The organism is Paraburkholderia phenoliruptrix (genome assembly GCF_902859825.1).
In the GTDB taxonomy this organism is placed as follows: Bacteria; Pseudomonadota; Gammaproteobacteria; order Burkholderiales; family Burkholderiaceae; genus Paraburkholderia; species Paraburkholderia phenoliruptrix.
Window position 1 is genome coordinate 1 of record NZ_CADIKB010000056.1, and the last position, 16,778, is coordinate 16,778.

Here is a 16,778-nt window from a genome sequence, read left to right on the forward strand (position 1 = left end):
TTTACGTCCGCTGTATCCCGCGCTCTTTGCGGTGAAGTTCAAAAATTCGTTCCCGACGTTCGCGATACAAACATCCCCCGCCGATCCTCAAATAGACCGGGACGTAACACAGGCTCGCGCGACCTCTGCCGGAACGACTGGCACCATAGCGCGGTAGAGACAGGCAGGTTCGATCGGTTGACCAAGATCCGCCTCGAAGTGTGCTTGATCGAGGACGGTGATAATCGCTCCGCCGCGCTGGGGATCGTCGATGGCGACGACGACTACAAACCACGCACGGTCGACGTCTGAATACACCAGAATGTGCCCGCGACGTTTGTTATTTCGGCTTGCATTGGTGAGCCAGACCGAGCGGCCAGCGTGCAACAGATCGAGCAGCAGGTCGGCGGTGAGGGCTGTGCGCAGCCCGAGCCGGTCGATCGCGTGGTCGCCAGCAAAGTAAAAGCGTTGGGCGGCACGGGTAGAGGGCACGGTGGACATGGTTCATGCGTGAAGAAGTCAGTAGGTCTACGAAGAGTACCGCGCAAGCCATTGCCTGAAAAGCGGTTCAGAAACCAACAACCGCTTTTTTGGACATGGGTGCTCAACCTGGATAAGGTGTCTCCTGCTGCCCGCAAAAAAACGCCGCATCCATGGGATGCGGCGTGTGGGTTGGTGTGATGTCGTGTTCAGGCAGCAAGCGGCTCTGCCGAACGCACATTTTCGAACTTGGGCGCGATCCGGTCACGGTAAAGCGCGTGATGGAACTCGATCTTCTTGTTCGCTTTCACCTTGTTCAGCGAAGCACGATCGGTGATGCCGGCAGCGCTGAGGGTAGCCGCTGCTGCGTCCGCCTGTGCCTGCGCTTCCGTCCAGAGTGATTCGGGTGCCTTGACTTCCTTGCCCTGGGCGTTGCGCAGGCTCAGTGCCTGGTTCGCGAAGAACCGTTCGCCGCGCTTCACCAGCTGGGAGAAGGGCAGGAACATGACCACTTCGCCCGGCTGCACACCAAGAAGCTTGTGCGCAAGACGCTGAGCGAGTTCCGACTGCATGTCGAGCGACAGCATGACACCGTCGTCACCTTCCGTGACACCTTCGAAACGCACGCGCACTTTCTGGTACTCGTTCCCGCGACCGTCACGCGTCACGGCGAGCTTTACGGCGGTGACGCGGCCGGTAATGCCTTCCTGCTTGCAGATCCCTTCGAGGGCGAGGCGGGCAACTGCGGTCGGACCGTCTGCGCGCGTGTCCGAAAACCCGCCCTTCCAGGCGGCGTCACCGACCTGCTGCTGGGCAGCCTTGAGGGCGCGGTCGACCACCTGGTTCCCAACGGGGACGAGCATACCTGCGACAGGGTTGTAGGTCATCAGCTTCACTTTTTAGCTCCTTGGATGAATGCCCACCAGTAGGGCTGGGAGATCCTGGTATGCGAAATGGCGCGCAGAAAAAAATGTCGCCGACATTGTTTTTTCCCACGCATGTCGGAGGCCATGACATTCGCCCGCTGGCACGGGCTTTACCAGGAGAATTCCATGTCTGCTGTCTACACCCCGCCGCTGTTTGCGCTGCTCTGGGCCGCTGGCGTTTTCATGGTTGGGTTCCCGGCCACGATGATCGCTAACGCGGGAATATCGATCAGGACGTTTCTGCTCATTGCCGTGTTCGGCGTGATCGCGTGGGAATTGCGAGGTCTGGAGGTGTTGCTGCCCGTACTGGTGCGTTGGGCGGTGTGGTTCGGCATTGTCGTGATGATGTGCGCCGGTGTTCTCGACGGCATGCGCGGTGCGCGTGAGGAAGAGGAGGGCGCGTGATGCAGACCCGAACCATCGATATACGCACGGTCCGCGTTGTCCTCCACCTTTGCCGGATTGCCCAGAAGGAAGCCAGGCAGGTTTCTCGTCCCTGGCACGCCAGCCTCGGTGCGGTTTCCCGCAAAGGCCCCAGCGAAATCACCGCACTTCGGCCGCGGCACATCCTGTGCTAGCCGGATTGTTGCCAACCCACCACCCCGTTGCTTGTCCTTCAGACTGGCGCGGGGTTTTTTCTTGCCCGCCGGCGGCGAATAATTTTTGGCGGGAAATCTCCTGGCACCACGCCCCCGATCCCCAGATATTCCAGGAGAACCCTTCATGGCGGCTCGTTCACGCCTCGACTTTGACCTTCTCAAGGTAGCCCAATCGCTACTGCCCGACCAACTCGTTTCACAGCTTAACCCCCCCATCCGCCTTGCCAGCGACACCAGCCTTTTCCGGTTCGGTGACGCCCAGGGCGAGAGCCTGCACCTCATTCTCGATGGGTGCGGCACATTCACCGCGGTGTTCCATCCTGACACCGTTCTGCAGCACATCGAGGAGCATCACCTGAACGACTTTCCTGACGCGGGGGAGCGTGTCACCGTTCACTGATCTGCTCTGCTGCCTGCCGCTCCAACTTTGGGGCGGCATTTTTTTGGTGCGCCGAGCATGCGCAACAGCTAGGGGGTGCAAGTCCCCTGTCCAGCCTGATGGTGGTGAAGGACTAGCGAAACGCAAGGGCGTCGTCGCGAGGCGGGGTCTGAAGGAAGCGCGTAGCAAAGCCACGACCTGACGAACAGAAACCAGATATGAGGCCTACCCGGCCGGACGAGCGAGCCAATGATCGTGAAGTCCACAACCATCAAGGACCGGGGTGGTAGATCTGGCAGGTGTGTGGTGAAGGCGGTTGAGCTTACCTCGGGAGGCCTGCGCGGCGTCCTGGAATCAGGACTGAACGGACCGCAAGGGACGTTGACCACCGTGCAGGAGTCAGCAGCGGGCATAGTAGGGCGGCGACGCCCGAAGGCCCAAACGGAGAGGAGCGGCAAGTAAGCCGGAGAACTCGACATGGGAACGCAGCAGAAAACGCATCGCGTCCTTGATGCCGGAGGTAGGGGTGAAGCCCCGAGGACTGGCGATCGAGGGGCTGAACCTATGGCGGCGAACCCCGAGTCTGAAAGCCCGTCGGCTAGTGACCGACTGATGGAGGAAGTCTGCGAACGGGAGAACCTGAAGCAGGCGTTGAAACGTGTGAGAGCAAACAAAGGCGCACCGGGCGTGGACGGCATGACGGTTCAGGCATTACCGGTGTACCTGCGTGAGCACTGGCCGACGATACGGTCCATGATGCTGGAAGGCACGTACAAGCCACAACCTGTCAGACGGGTCGAGATACCCAAGCCGGATGGAGGTGGCGTGCGCAAGCTCGGCATCCCGTGCGCGCTTGATCGATTCATTCAGCAGGCGGTATTGCAGGTGCTGCAAAAGCGGTGGGACCCGACGTTCTCGGATTCCAGTTATGGTTTCCGTCCGGGACGCTCGGCGCATCAGGCCGTGGCAAAGGCGCAAAGCTACATCCAGTCGGGGTATCGATGGGTTGTAGATTTGGACCTCGAGAAATTCTTCGATCGCGTGAGCCACGATATCCTGATGAGCCGGGTGGCAAAGCGTGTCAGCGACAGGCGAGTCCTGAAGCTGATCCGCTCCTTCCTGACGGCGGGCGTGCTGGAAAACGGGCTGGTTGGCGCAACGGACGAAGGGACGCCCCAGGGCGGCCCGCTGTCACCGTTGTTATCCAATCTGATGCTCGATGATCTTGACCGGGAGCTTGAGCGACGCGGACTGCGCTTCGTGAGGTACGCCGACGACTGTAATGTCTACGTACGCAGCGAACGCGCAGGCCAGCGGGTGATGGCGGGGCTGAAAGCCTTCCTCACCGGCAGGTTGAAGCTGAAGGTCAATGAGTCGAAGAGTGCGGTCGCGCGGCCACACACACGCAAATTCCTTGGGTTCACCTTCTCGGGGCAGGTACAGGCCAAACGGCGCATTGCGTCCACGGCCCAGACCCGTTTCAAGGAGCGGATCCGAGAATTGACCCAACGCACGCGAGGGGTCAGCGTCGACCAGATGATCGGCGCGCTGAACCGTTATCTGACTGGATGGCGCGGCTACTTCGGATTCTGCGAAACGCCGAGTGTCCTTCAGCGTCTGGATGAATGGGTGCGCCGCCGGATCCGCTGCTTCTTCTGGAAGCAGTGGCGACGCGGGAGCACCCGCTTCCGGGAGTTGCTGGCGCGCGGAGTCGATCGGAATCTTGCCGCCCAGACGGCTGGGTCCCCGCACAACGCCTGGCGGCTGAGTAACAGCCCTGCGATGCAACGGGCGCTGACCAATCGGTTTCTGCGATCTCTCGGTCTTCCATCGTTGAATGTCTAGCCGGTCAACCGATCCGAACCGCCGTGTACGGACCCGTACGCACGGTGGTGTGGGAGGGGTCGGGCCGTGAGGCCTGCCCCTATCCCGATTTCTGTCTCAGCGTGGTCCGACGCCCGCCAAAGGGTATCGCCTCGCCGGTCACAGTTAATTTTGCACGGCCATCTCCCGGTGCTTCGCCCTTTACCGGCGCCAGGGGCGCCATTTCTGGAGATAACCATGCAGCAAAATCGCAACAGAGAATGTTTCACCCGATACGATCATGCCCGTGCGGCCGGACCGCGCGCGACGATAGCTGTCGCAGTTTGAAGGGGTGATCCATGAACCTTGAACTGATGGTGAAAGCGTACATCGCGGCAGCACTTTGGAGCACATCGCTGGATGGACTGGAGGCAATGGATAACCGGTATTCAGCCGACGACCTCAGCCCCGAGGCGAAACAGCGTATGAGCGAGGACTGTGAACGCTTCTGGCAGGAGAACGCGGCAGATCTGGCCGTCGTGGGGGAGGCGGGTGCAGGGCACGACTTCTGGCTCACACGAAACCGACATGGCGCCGGTTTCTGGGATCGCCGGCTGGGAGAATTGGGAGAGAGGCTCACGGAAGCCGCGCATGCGGTGGGCGGGTGCGATCTCTACGTCGGCGACGACGGAAAACTGCATTTGCAGGTCGGCTGACTGACGTCGTCGACCATCAATCCACAGGCCACTCTTCGGAGTGGCTTTTTTCTTTTTTGAGGCGGGCGCCGATCAACGACCAGCGCCCCGGCATTATTTAACTCGACCGCTTTGCCTTACCCTTTGCGGCAGCAGTTGCCTCATTTCCTCACTGTACTTTGACCATGAACATTGTCCAGATAGAACTGTTTACGCCCGCGTGGCACGCATGGCGTTCGGGACACGATTTGCTGGATGGGCCACGTATCACGGAGACCGCCGCGGTGATCATCGCGGGTCATTCGCGCGGGACCAACATTCAGCGGCTGTGGCAGGAGTTAACGGGGCGAATCACGCCACGCCAGCCGGCAGACGACAATGCGATCCAGGCACGTGTCGGCCGCCAGGAACAGCTACGAGAGCGCTTTGGTGCGGCACGTGGTCTGGTCGTGCGGCCCGCGTGCATCGTGTCGACGGAACACCGCTGGGCGGGTGCCACGCTCGACGGGCTCACCGATGCGATGGACAGCCTCTGCGTACTCACGTCGCTCGATGAGGGCGAGCATCAGCTGGTGCGGGAAGGCCGCGTTCCGGATCGTTTTGCGACACGCATTCAGTGGCAGTTGCTGTGTGCCGACCGGCAGGTGCAGAGAGCCTTCTTCTTCGCCTGTCGTACCGAGGGTCGGGCGATGGTTGAAGAAGTCATGTTGGAGATCAGTCCGGATGAGGAGGTGCAACACGATCTCCTCGAGCGCGCGCGGCGCTTTCGGGAAGCCGTCGTCGACAATGTGCCGCCGGCAGGCAGCCGTTTCGAGCAGGCGGCGCACCAGTGGCTGCTTGCACATCGCCAGCTCGAGCGCGCGACCGAAGCCCTTGAGGGGGCAAGGGCCCGTCTTGCGGCGCTGTATCCGGCCGGAGTCGACCCGATAACGGCCGGTGGCGTCACGGTGTACCGGGCAAATCGCACCACTGGCCCGGGCGCTTACGCCCAGGATCTGCAGTCGCTCGTCGTGAAGCGCAGTAGCGACGCGTTGGCGGTACTCGCGCAACTTGATGCGCAGGGCGTGCCGCTGGCGGATCTGCCAGTACCGGCGCCAGAGCCCGAAAATTCCGCCACCTCGCTGCAACTGGGGTGGTGAACCGTATGCTGACGCAACTTCACGAAATATTCCCAGGTCGCGACAGTCGGCGGCGTCTGATTTCGTCGACCATCGGGAGACCGCTGTGAGCTACTCCGACACTGGCGCTACGTCGCAACCTGCGGAGTTGGCAGATGCGGCCGCAAACGCCATCGGGTCGTCCCATGGCTTTGCCGATGAACTCTTTGGTTTCGAAGTGCCGCCGAAGACGCGCGAATTTGCGCGCTTTCCGCTTCGCGTCGGCGGACCGGATACCCCGCCCATCAATCCCAATTTCCTGTTTCGCAAGGAACACGTGAAGATCGGGCAGGCATGGATCAGCGGGTTGTTCGATAACCTGATGCTGACTGGCCCAACCGGGGCAGGCAAAACCAGCTTCATCGAGCAGTTCGCCGCGCGGCTGGGTTGGGGTGTCATCCGCGTGGCATGTTCGAAGTCGCTGGAGCTGCAGGAGATCGTCGGGAGGGTGTCGATCAATCCCGATGGCAGTACGGGTTGGGTTGATGGGCCAGCAATCCGCGCGATGAAGGAAGGGGCGATCCTGCTGCTCGACGAGATCAATTTTCTCGACCCTGGTCAGGTTGGCGGCATGAACACGATACTCGATGGTGGCTCGTTCCTCATCCCCGAGACAGGCGAGCGTGTGTTGCCCCATTCGGACTTTCGGGTAGCGGCAACTGGCAACGCGCTCGACGGCGAAAATGCAAGTAGTTACCGTGGCATCCAGCGGATGAATGATGCACTGCTTGACCGCTTCCGGGGTGGCATTGAGGTCGGGTATCTGTCGAAGGAGGAGGAGACGTGCATCCTCGTTGCCGAGGCACCCAGACTACATCCGTCGGTGGTCAAGCTCATGGTGGAGCTGGCAGAAACGCTGCGCAAATCCTATGAATCGGGCGACCTGTCTGCGGTGCTTTCGACGCGGATCGTTGTGGCGTGGGGCACGTTGCTGCAGAGCTTCTCTACGGTGCTCGACGGCCAGCGGGAGAATCTGCTGGCCACCCTCAAGTCTTCCTTTCTCTTTCGCGTTGGCCGCGCGGACCGGGCTGCGATCGAGGGCGTTGTGGAGGGCGTCCTGAAGCGGACGAGCTGACAGTCTACCCAGCTTAACGCCACTACCCGTTCATCTCGAATGCGCGGGTTTTTTTTCGTCTGGCATGTCTTGCGCAATGAAATCCAACGCGGAGCTGAAAGCATCCGCAGGACGGTTTCAACTCAACTAACGTAGGAGGTAGCCATGGCAGTTAGCAACGACATCGCGGAACTGGTGCAACGGTCGCGAGAGTGGATGCTTGGACGCATCCAGCGCGCTCATCCGTGGTCCGGTCTCGGTGGTTTGCCTGTACGCGTATCAGACGGAAAACCCTACGAGGGCACCAATATCCCGCTCCTGTGGATGCAGCAGGAAGCGCTGCGCTCCGAGTCCAACGTCTGGGGCACGTATCAGATGTTTGTGCGCCACGGTGAGCCTGTGACCGCGAAACAGCAGGAATGCACTGCAATTCGTTTTCTTCCCTTCGGCAGGATGAGCGTGGCCGAACGGGAAGTAGCGGGGCAGATGAGGGAGGTGGATGTCCACGCTCGGAATGCCGGTGTGACTCTGCCGGTGAGCTTGTACAACCTCGCCCAGACGAGTGCGCGTGAACCGGCCTGTATCCCGGTGATGTTTCCCGGCGCAGGCCGTCCTGATGACATCCCAAGGCTTGTGACGGACGTATTGCTGCAGCACGAAAGTGATGGTGTATCGGTCTTGCCGGGTGAAAGAGCGTTTATCGGCCGGTTTACGCATGATGTCGTGCGGATGCTGCTTGGATTGGATCCTGCGTCGATCGAGGGCGTTTATCCGGCAGAGGCGGTTGAGTCGCTGGCAGCGCCGGCGACCGATCTGAAGAAGCTGTGCGGTATATGCGCGTCGGTGATCAGAAACTGGGGCAGGTTGTCGCAACCGACTGGCCATTCGGCGATGCCGGACAGCGTTCCCGTGACCGGTGACGCGCGTGCTGCAGAGGAGGCGTTCGACAGAATCCTCGGAATCGTGACACATCAAGGTGTGGTGCAACGACGTGCCGCAGCGATGAGTGCCTAGCGCCAGTTTTCAGCTTGCTTCTGAACACAGGAAATCAGTCGCGTAGCGCCTTAACCCCAACCTACACGCCCCGCATGCCTTTTGGCCTGCGGGGCGTTTTCTTTTCGTCGTGCACAACGAGGTTATGCCTTCTTCAGGTCTCCCCTTGAAGAGGATGAGCGCCGTTTTGCAGATTCCAGTGAGCCTTGCTCCCGAGGCCCTTGCTATCGAGCAACTAGCGATTAGAATGGAATCGTGATTTCGAAACGACAAAGCGAAGACGGGGTGAAAAATGGGTGCGTTTCTTCTTATTCTGGCAATTGCATACATCGTCTACCGGCTGATGACGCGTAAAGGTCAAGAGCTGCCTGTCGAATTGTCGTCGGGTGGCGAGGACGACGATCTCGAGACCGAGGCGAGTCGACACAGCGAGTTCGTCGCTCCAGGCTTCATTTCAAAAAGCGGCAATCTCAACACCAGCGATGATTACCGTTTGATGTGAAACGTACTTGGCGCAAAGTCTGGCGCCTTCTCATAGAAGCGGACTTGACGAAAAAAACCACCCTCGGGTGGTTTTTGCTTTCTGCGGGCTTCGTCAAGGCATGGGCAATGCGCCCTCGCTATTTCGTGAATCAGCTTTTGCGCGGCGGATGGAGTGGTCGATCATAAAGATTCGACGCATCACGCGTGGCATGACCTGCGGGTGACTGAGGAGGCGGCGGAAGGCCGTCCCCGGGAGACTGCACAGGTCCGGGATCGAGCAGCGTGACGTCGCTCCTGGGATCATAGTGCTCTGTGTCGTGCGTGCGCTTGTCGAGACCTGCTCGGTCCTGATTCTGTCCGTGCTCAATTCGTCCAGCTTCGGCAAGAGCCCGTTCGCGAGCGCCTGCGGGCAGATTTAGGCGGTTCGCAGCGCCATCGACGTTCTGCGTTAGCGACGGGACTGTTCCCGGCGAGGTTGCACCGCCGCTGCCGCCGAAGCCGCCACCGAAGCCACTGCCGCCCCCCATCCAACCCGATCCACCACCGCTATGCAATGCACTCGGCGCTCCGAGCGGACCGCTCGCCGGGTTGAGCGGCGACGCATCGAGGCGGCTTGCGCCACTTGCCACGCTGGCCAGCGCAGCGTTTGTCGGGGAGGTCTCGGTCTGGCTAATGAACCGGTCGAGACTGGATTTCTCGAGAATGCTTTCCGCGAGACCGCTTCTTCCGGCCTGACTCGCGAGGGCCGCAACACCGGCCTGTGCGGCGGTATGCACCCCGCCATCATTGCTGAGAACTCCGCGCGAGAGCATCGCCGAAAGATTATTGGCTTTCGAGAAATCAGCTCCAGCGAGGGTTTGGTTCGTAATCTCCTGCGCCTTGTTGACGATGCTCTCGGCGTTGTCAGCGATCTGCCCGCTGCGAGCCAGACCCTGCGCCGTTTGTACAGCGTCGCTGTACACCGCACTGCGGACGGCATCACCGATGCGCGCCGGGTCGCTGGTCTGGTACGCCATGGTGGCGAGATCGGCCACGTTGACCGAAGTCTTGGCACCAGACTGCATCGCACTCTGGGCGTCATGTGCGAATTGCTGGTTACGTTGAAGCACTTCCTTTTCGGCGTGCTGCGCCTGCGCAAGCGCAGCGCGCGTGTGGCTGATCTGATTGTCGAGGGAGTCACTGTTGGTGACGCGAACACCGTCGGTGTTCGTGTATCGGTCGTCGTTCGATACCTTGTTCTGATTAGCTTGCCCTGTCGTATCGGTCCCAGTCTGGGCTTTGGTAGTACTTTGGCCCGAGCTTGCCTGCAAGTTACCGCCTATCTTTGTTCCGGGTATGCTTCCTCCGATGCTTCCGGTGGCCCGATTGCCGTGATCCGTTTGTTCCTGTTGGGCGGTGACGAGTTTTTTGTCCTGAGTGGTCGTATTGTCTTGCCCCGCCGCGGTGGCGTGCGTATGGTCTCCACCGGCCGTGACGTCTAGTCCCGTGGAGTGTCGTTGCGAGGTAAGTTGCTGCAACTGGTCGGTGAGAGACTGCACCCTCTGGTGCGCAGTCTCTGCCGACAATTGCGCGCTCTGCCCTGCCCGGAAGGTGTTGCTTAGCCCCTGACCAAACTCGATCGTGGCGGCGGTAGCCACGTCGCCGCGGACAATTGCACCGGAATTGGCGGTCGCACCGTGAGCGAAGGCCGAGGTCATCGCCTGTACGCCCGCACCGTTCTGGTTAGCGAACTCCAACCCTTGGGACGTAACTTGCTGCCGGGCAGCGTCTGCGTTGGCGAGGTTGTACGCATTACCGTCGTTGCGGTCGGTATCCATGTAGTCGCGACCGGTGCCTGTCGCGCGGCCCGCCAGGGACGTCAGGGTGTATACCGACCCGGTCAGGAGGGAGAGCGTGATGATTGGAGTCGCCCCAATCATGGTTGATCCGGCATAAATGGTGCTGCTCACCTGAGTGTAGAAGTTGTCGATACTGGCAGGCGACATGGTCGGACTCGATGCAAACGCAAGCAGGCGTGACCAGAACGACGTCTGCACGTAATAGGAAAGCACAGTAGCAACCGGGAGCCATCCCTGGCTCCAGATGCCCATCAGGAACCACGCCGCGTAGATCTTGAAGCCGCCGACACCCATTGTTATGGCGACGATGACGACGATCGGCGTGAGCGCTACAAACAGGAACGAAAAGGCGTTCATGGCATTGGTCATGAACGACTCGAAGAGCGATGCCTCGCCTGCCGTGTCGATCATCGCCTTGTTGCGGGCATTACCCATGAGTGTCGTAAAGGTGTATGCCGCCTGGCTCTGATCGAGCGAGGCCTGCTGCGCGGCCCGGAAGATGGGGCTGAAGACCAGATTCATCATCGTGGCGTCACGCTGTTGGCCATTGCCGGTCATCGTGGCGTTCGCACTCTGTGCCGTAGTGGCAATATTCTGGCTCAGCGTATTAAGCATCGTGTTGGCCGCGGCGACCGTCGATGGGCCATCCGGTTCTGCGGATGACGATCTGGCGAGCACGTCGCTCGTGAATGAATCGCTGTCGATGTAGGTGGCCATAGCCTGGTAGATCTGCGGTCCGGCCTGACTGCATGGCACAGCCGTGGACGTGATGGTCTGGTTCCCCGACGAATCGGTGGTGACCTGGTAGAACTGGGTCGTGCCCTGAAGCTGGCCGTTCGGTGTGCCGCCTGGGCTGTTGTTGAGCACGTCGCTGATGCCGGTGTTCGACTGCATCGACTGACTCGCGAGGGTCTGGACGGGGCAATACTTCATGTACGCGACGAGGTTGTTGCAAATAGTTGTGTTGCTTTGCGAGCAGTCGTAGACCTCCTGCAACTTGAGCAGCATTTTGAGTGGGGAGAGCAGGCCTGCGGTGCCCTGTACGCTGACGCCACCATCGCCGGGTTCGGTAAACCACTGCAGATAAACGTCGGATACGGCTTTCGTCATCTGGCTTGCGATGCCGGCGGGGTAGGCCACGCCGATCGGCACGTGGTTCACCACGATGGTCTGCGGCGTGACGGTGGTGCCGTTGTCGCTGAAAAACGGCTTGACGGTGATCGTCGTCTGGCTGCTGAACATCGCCATCGTCACGACTGTACTGACAAACCATGGGCCGAGCATGAACTGCTGGCGTGTCGCGGAGCTGAAGAGCGCAACGATGAGTCCGGCAAGACTACCCGCGAGCAAGCCGCCAGTCATCACGGCCGAGCTGCTATTGCCGTTACCAAAGAAGGCTGCCAGTCCCTGAAAGGCATTGGCCACCTGCTGTGGATCTCCTGCGACCCAGAAGACAGGGAATGTCGAGCTCGCGTTCTGCGCGAAAGCGGTGCCGCAGTTCAAGAGGGCCACGAAGCCTGCCAGCGTGGCGAAAGCGGTTGATTTCCTGCGCATACGGACTCTCCTTGCCCAATTTCCCAGAGGCGAATGTAGTGGGAAAGTGCCGTATCAGATAATTCCTGCGGAGATTTCGCGCGATATGCACAGGAGGTATCGATCGGCATCCGTATCAGTAGCAGGGTGTGGGTCGTCCTCTGCGCCGGTCTGGAGCACGAACCTCCGAAGCGGCAGCTGAAATCGTTCGCACTTGTCCGGGTGTTCGTGTCCTGGGCGCGCCAGCTCAATCGTCATCGAAGCGACTGAGAATGCCTGGCGGTTTGCCTGCTGGAGCCGCAGCTGGCTCCTCGATCGGAGGCGTAGGAGGCTCTTGCACGCCAGTCAGGTCTGGTCCCGCCGGCGCGCCGGCAAAACCCCGGTGAGAGCTCGCCGCTGGCACTGGTACTGGCGCAGGCGGAGTGGCTGATTGCGTCTCGACAGCCTGCGCCGCGACCCGCGTCTGGATTTTGTCGGTGCGCGCAGTGGCGGGCCGAGGAGTGCTGTCACTCGTTTTGGCCGCCGCGATCGTGTCATCCAGAAGATTGCTCATACCCAGCATGGCGACCTCCTTCTGGTAGTTCGGGTCACCAGCACGGTGGCCCGTCTGTTGGATGTGGGCGCGAACGATATCGCGTAGCACGGCGCCGACGTCCCCATCCTTGATCGTATGAAGGAATGTGTGGACATCCGGGTATGACTTGAAATGCACGCGCAGGCCGATGAGGAGCGTTGTTTGCCATTTTGGCCGTGGCTTGGTCATGGAGGTGAGGCCTCTGATTAGGGGTTGAACCTCGACAGGCCGTACCTGCAGAAGCCTTCTGCAACCGAGAAGCGCGGCGCGGGTGACATGAGGGCATGAGGAAATACCTCGAGCAGGCCATCGAAAAGAACCGGTGCACCACCTCCGGCGACGATCACCCCGTTGAGCGAGGAGGCCGCTTCGCCGAAGCGCCGCTGGGCCTCGTCACGCACGATATAGAGCAACTGCGCGCTCGCTTCCTCGAGTTCCGCGCTGAGGTTGACTTTCTTGCCGTAGACGGTCAGTTCCCCTTCACGGATCGCGCGATCCACTGATCCGAGATCGAACGGAAGGTTTTTGCTTTGGAGGATCGCCGTCATGCGCTCGTAGACAGCAGCGAAACCGACGCAGGACCCCGACGCCGACTCGATGAAATCGGCGCCGTCGGTCAGAATGAAGTCGCTCGTCTGTTGACCGATCTCGATGACACCCCAGCGCTCACGGTCGAAATCGTGCGCTGCACTGATACTGCCATCGGCCAGGAAAATCATTTCCTGCAAGGGGCCGTTCGGCTGCGACTGGGCTCGGACGTTGACGGTTTGCCCCACTCGCAACAGTGGCTCAACGAGCTGCGTGACGCGCATTTTCAATTCGCGGCGCTGGGTTTCATACCACGCTTGCGGGAGTCCGACGATCAATTCGTAATGGTTCGGCGCGTAGCCGGTCACGGTCTCAACAGCCTCCACGGTACGCCTGAAGGCGCCGATCACAAGGACATCGTGAGTGTCCGTGAAGATCCAGTCCTTTTCCTGGCCCGAGTACGACTGTGCACGACCCTGCTTGACGGCGGTTTCGCCGTAGAAAAAATCTCGCCCGTTCAACGTAACGGTCTCACGTGCGGCGCGTCGACGCGTACCTTCATCCGAGAGTGTGATGGCCGGACAAACGACTGTGGGGAAAAAATCCTGCTGATGCTGACGCGGCTCAAGCGTGCTTGCCCACACGAGCTTGGGGGCCGAGTGGCCGATGTCCATGCCGACGGATACCTTCATGTTGTTCTGATCCCGTGAGTTTGTAGGAGTGGAGTACCACCGTTGCGCGTAAATAATCTACCACAGGTTTAAAATACCAAAACATGATTTTGTTGTGTGACATATTGGAATGTGAGGTCATGCACTTCGATGGTTGTTGTGTGTAACAGCAGATTTCGATACCGATAATGTGTTGTGTCACACACTTTGGATCATCCCGTCTGGCGCGGAGAAAGCGAAGAAGCGAGTCGCGGGTTGCGTCTGAGGTCGGCGCGCGACGGGTTCGAACCGGGGGTGGCAGGCGCCATTCGCCCGTGGCCGCAGGTGGCCACGCAACGGGTTTTGTAGCCACTCTGGAAGGGGGCGGCGAAGATAACTGTCGGTCCGGAAGCCGAAAGCGCCTTAAACATAATAACTGGACGGTTGTTGCCTTTTTCTGCTTGCGCTGCGCGCCACGCACAGGGCGAGGATGTTGCCGGTTTGCCACCAGGATAGGCTGAGGCTGGACCTGTTTCCGGCTATGAGCGCGCCACACGCAACTGTTTGTGGGCAAAGCGAGGATTGCCCGCTTTCTCCCGGTGATGGGGGCCGCACGACTCTTTGCGACGGAAAGGCGGGGATAGCCTGTTGCCAGCCAGCCAGCCAGCCAGCCAGCCAGCCAGCCAGCCAGCCGCCGTCGGGTGCCAACCGACGAGCGGGCCGGAGGCTATCGGCTCGATCCAGGTGGATGCCAGAGGGGACCATGGTCCTGTTCGATCCCGCTGCCGTACCGAAAGGGTAGACGCCTCCGCTGCGCGACCTCGATAAGCTCCGCCCTGAACAGGGCGTGCCCGCACAGGGGGAGTGCTTGGCAGTTTGCGCTGCACGCATCGGGACTGGAGCGAGGGGAGCGTCGGGATTCTTAAAAAATGCGGATGTTGCGTCGGCGGACTGGAGGGCAAAGCAGGAGGCTCCTGGGAAGGAGGCTCCTCGCTCGGCGCGCGCCCGGGCGCTGGTTGCTGGACTCGGGCGGGGAGGGATATCCGGATTCTTAAAAAATGCGGATGTGTGTCGATACCTTGCGAGACGCGTCGCGCCTCGCGGTTGGGTCGCGGTGATAGCGGGGAGTCAGGCGTCACCACCAGGCTGCCTGTCATCGGCGCGGGCGTAGTCGCGTTCGATAAAACTGGCGTTGAGCTCGTTAAGCGAGCTTTCCATGCGCCTCAGCATGTTGTGAGTCGATCCGCAGATCTGGGTGGCGGCGGCCGCGAGCCGAACATAGCAGGCCTCAACCTTGGCGCGCTGCGCCATCAGTTCCTGAAGCATCCGCAGGAGCTGTTTGGTGGCTTCGTCATTTGCGCCCTTGCGCCGTAGCCGTACGTAACGCTCGCTGCGAGGAATGATCCGATATCGGGTGGCCGGCTGTCCCTTTCTTCCGTGCCAGAGCACAACGGCAGGGACACGGTCACGAGTGGGCTTGTCCTGATCGAAGCGCTGGAGGCAGAGAAACCGCACACTTATCTTGCCCGCGCGCACGCCCTGTGTGCGATGGAGCATCTGGTTCGTTTCGGAAATCTGCTCGTCGATCTGGACAAGCGATTCAGCGAGCCGGTCGACACTTTGCTGAAAACGCGCTCGCCAGTTGTCTGGGCGGTCGGGCTTTTCCGCGTCGACCGACAGAGCGCGGTCAATGCGTGCTTGCCGATCGTGATCATGTTGACGGACAGGGCCGGCATCTGTGCTTGCCGCAAAGGGATGCCGGTCAGGGGTATCGGGTGGCGTAGTCATGCGGCGATGCTATCCGATAGCCGGTTGGTTAAAGAACCGAAGGTCGAGCTGGTGATAAAAAATAAAATCGGCGAATGATAGAAAACATCATGTCAAGATTGACAAAACAAAAAACGGATACATAATTCGGCGACGTGTACTTAAAAAATGAGTGTTTATCGTGGCCCGTAAACCAGTTATTTCGGAGTACCTGTACCAGGTAGTTGAACGACTGTGTGCCGAGTTGCCTTCGGATGCCCGCTGGGTGACGCTCGACCAGGTGTGCGGGCATCCCGATGTCGTCGCGGCGGGGTACCAGACGAAGCAGGTATGGTGTGGCCTGCGATTGCTCAAACAGCACGGACGCCTTGAAGAGCTGCGCGACGATCAGAAGGGCGATGCGCGCGGTTACCGTGTGACACAACCACCCCAGATTTGTCACATCGTGGCTAAGGGGCTGCCGCCTCTACCGAAATCACTCGGTATCTCGCCAGAAGCGGCACGCTACTGCCAGTACTCTCATCTGATCTGCGGAAAATTCCAGCAATGAAGCAAGCGCGCAGGATGTGCCTCCTGTTGTGGGGCGCGGCGTCCCTTTCTCTTTCATTTGTGATGGCTCAGGCGAAGGAAGATCCTTTCGCTGCCGTGCGCGCGGCGCTTGCCGCGAACGGCATCGCCGCGCAGTCGGTGCAACCCGCACCTGTGAAAGGCCTCTACGAGGTGGTGACCGGTGGACACGACCTCATGTACGTGAGCGCCGACGGAAAATATCTTGTCGCAGGCGAAATCATTGATGCATCCACGCGCGAGAGGTTGACGCAGGAGCGCATCACCACGCTGCAGCGCGTGGACTTCGCCAAGGATCTTCCTCACAACCTGACGCTGAAGGTCGGGGACGTGCATGCAAAGAGGCACATCCTGGTCGTGGTCGATCCGAACTGTCCGTATTGCCGGGAGCTGCAAGCCCGGCTGGCCGGGAGGAAAGACCTGTTCGAGGAGATCCTCGTGACCGGCTTGCTGGGCCCCCGCTCGCGCGAGGACGCGAAGACCATCCTTTGTGCATCCGACCCGGTTGCTGCGCTCGAAGCCAGGGCGAAGGGCAATCCTCTGACGCCGACGCAGTGCGCGGAAGGGGACGAGAGGCTTGGCCGCATCGAGGCCTGGATGCAGGACCATCCTGTGCAGGTGACCCCGGAGATCTTCTTCGTCGACGGCAGCATGGCGAAAGGCGACCTGTCAGATGCCGAGCTCGAGCAGCGGCTTTCGAAAGCAAACTGAGACACAGAGCGCTCAGCGCTGGCATGCCGGGCTGGTTGCGATCCTCATTCACACGTTGCGCC

Annotated in this window: 16 protein-coding genes; 11 read left to right on the top strand and 5 right to left on the bottom strand. The window is 60.5% G+C overall.

What is annotated here, in order from left to right; all coding sequences use genetic code 11:
• Window positions 1-87: 87 nt before the first annotated feature.
• Together HV711_RS30480 and HV711_RS30485 are read right to left on the bottom strand one after the other, a co-directional pair.
• On the bottom strand, window positions 88-480 hold the full coding sequence (locus tag HV711_RS30480) for a hypothetical protein (RefSeq protein ID WP_035478380.1): 393 nt from the start codon (window positions 478-480) through the stop codon (window positions 88-90).
• Between the two features lie 188 nt (window positions 481-668).
• Complete coding sequence (locus tag HV711_RS30485; protein WP_035478381.1) at window positions 669-1,355, bottom strand: hypothetical protein; 687 nt, start codon at window positions 1,353-1,355, stop codon at window positions 669-671.
• Window positions 1,356-1,511: 156 nt separating this feature from the next.
• Here HV711_RS30485 and HV711_RS30490 point away from each other — a divergent pair, with 156 nt between their 5' ends.
• The 8 genes from HV711_RS30490 (at window position 1,512) to HV711_RS30525 (ending at window position 8,567) form a co-directional block, all read left to right on the top strand.
• A complete protein-coding gene (locus tag HV711_RS30490; RefSeq protein WP_035478382.1) occupies window positions 1,512-1,790 on the top strand; it encodes a hypothetical protein in 279 nt (92 codons plus the stop codon).
• 318 nt (window positions 1,791-2,108) lie between these two features.
• Window positions 2,109-2,384 carry a hypothetical protein gene (locus tag HV711_RS30495; RefSeq protein ID WP_028197168.1) on the top strand — a complete coding sequence of 92 codons (276 nt, stop codon included), beginning with the start codon at window positions 2,109-2,111 and terminating at the stop codon, window positions 2,382-2,384.
• 456 nt (window positions 2,385-2,840) lie between these two features.
• Window positions 2,841-4,208, top strand: coding sequence for a group II intron reverse transcriptase/maturase (gene ltrA / locus HV711_RS30500; protein WP_035478390.1), 1,368 nt, complete (start codon window positions 2,841-2,843; stop codon window positions 4,206-4,208).
• Window positions 4,209-4,525: 317 nt separating this feature from the next.
• Complete coding sequence (locus tag HV711_RS30505; protein WP_051223958.1) at window positions 4,526-4,882, top strand: hypothetical protein; 357 nt, start codon at window positions 4,526-4,528, stop codon at window positions 4,880-4,882.
• Between the two features lie 164 nt (window positions 4,883-5,046).
• Complete coding sequence (locus HV711_RS30510) at window positions 5,047-6,000, top strand: YqaJ viral recombinase family protein (RefSeq protein ID WP_035478392.1); 954 nt, start codon at window positions 5,047-5,049, stop codon at window positions 5,998-6,000.
• An 85-nt stretch (window positions 6,001-6,085) separates the two neighbouring features.
• Entirely contained in the window at window positions 6,086-7,093 is a 1,008-nt protein-coding gene (locus tag HV711_RS30515) for an AAA family ATPase (RefSeq protein ID WP_175145526.1), read from the top strand.
• A gap of 144 nt (window positions 7,094-7,237) precedes the next feature.
• Entirely contained in the window at window positions 7,238-8,086 is an 849-nt protein-coding gene (locus HV711_RS30520) for an ArdC family protein (protein ID WP_035478394.1), read from the top strand.
• A 271-nt stretch (window positions 8,087-8,357) separates the two neighbouring features.
• Window positions 8,358-8,567, top strand: coding sequence for a hypothetical protein (locus HV711_RS30525; RefSeq protein ID WP_035478395.1), 210 nt, complete (start codon window positions 8,358-8,360; stop codon window positions 8,565-8,567).
• Between the two features lie 130 nt (window positions 8,568-8,697).
• Here the strand turns inward: HV711_RS30525 and HV711_RS33860 are convergent, their stop codons facing one another.
• A complete protein-coding gene (locus tag HV711_RS33860) occupies window positions 8,698-11,940 on the bottom strand; it encodes a conjugal transfer protein TraG N-terminal domain-containing protein (protein WP_035478397.1) in 3,243 nt (1,080 codons plus the stop codon).
• Window positions 11,941-12,349: 409 nt separating this feature from the next.
• Between HV711_RS33860 and HV711_RS30535 the strand changes: the two genes are divergently transcribed.
• Window positions 12,350-12,559 (top strand): hypothetical protein, encoded by a 210-nt coding sequence (locus tag HV711_RS30535; protein ID WP_175145528.1) that lies wholly within the window; start codon window positions 12,350-12,352, stop codon window positions 12,557-12,559.
• Window positions 12,560-12,699: 140 nt separating this feature from the next.
• Here HV711_RS30535 and HV711_RS30540 read toward each other — a convergent pair whose 3' ends face one another.
• Both HV711_RS30540 and HV711_RS30545 read right to left on the bottom strand, forming a co-directional pair.
• Entirely contained in the window at window positions 12,700-13,713 is a 1,014-nt protein-coding gene (locus HV711_RS30540) for a ParM/StbA family protein (RefSeq protein ID WP_035478400.1), read from the bottom strand.
• A 1,086-nt stretch (window positions 13,714-14,799) separates the two neighbouring features.
• Window positions 14,800-15,459, bottom strand: a complete 660-nt coding sequence (locus tag HV711_RS30545; protein WP_175145529.1) for a hypothetical protein — start codon at window positions 15,457-15,459, stop codon at window positions 14,800-14,802.
• A gap of 160 nt (window positions 15,460-15,619) precedes the next feature.
• Between HV711_RS30545 and HV711_RS30550 the strand changes: the two genes are divergently transcribed.
• Window positions 15,620-15,988 (top strand): hypothetical protein, encoded by a 369-nt coding sequence (locus tag HV711_RS30550; RefSeq protein ID WP_035478404.1) that lies wholly within the window; start codon window positions 15,620-15,622, stop codon window positions 15,986-15,988.
• Complete coding sequence (locus HV711_RS30555; protein ID WP_082201404.1) at window positions 15,985-16,716, top strand: DsbC family protein; 732 nt, start codon at window positions 15,985-15,987, stop codon at window positions 16,714-16,716. Before HV711_RS30550 ends, HV711_RS30555 begins: the two co-directional genes overlap by 4 nt.
• The last annotated feature ends 62 nt before the right edge of the window (window positions 16,717-16,778 follow it).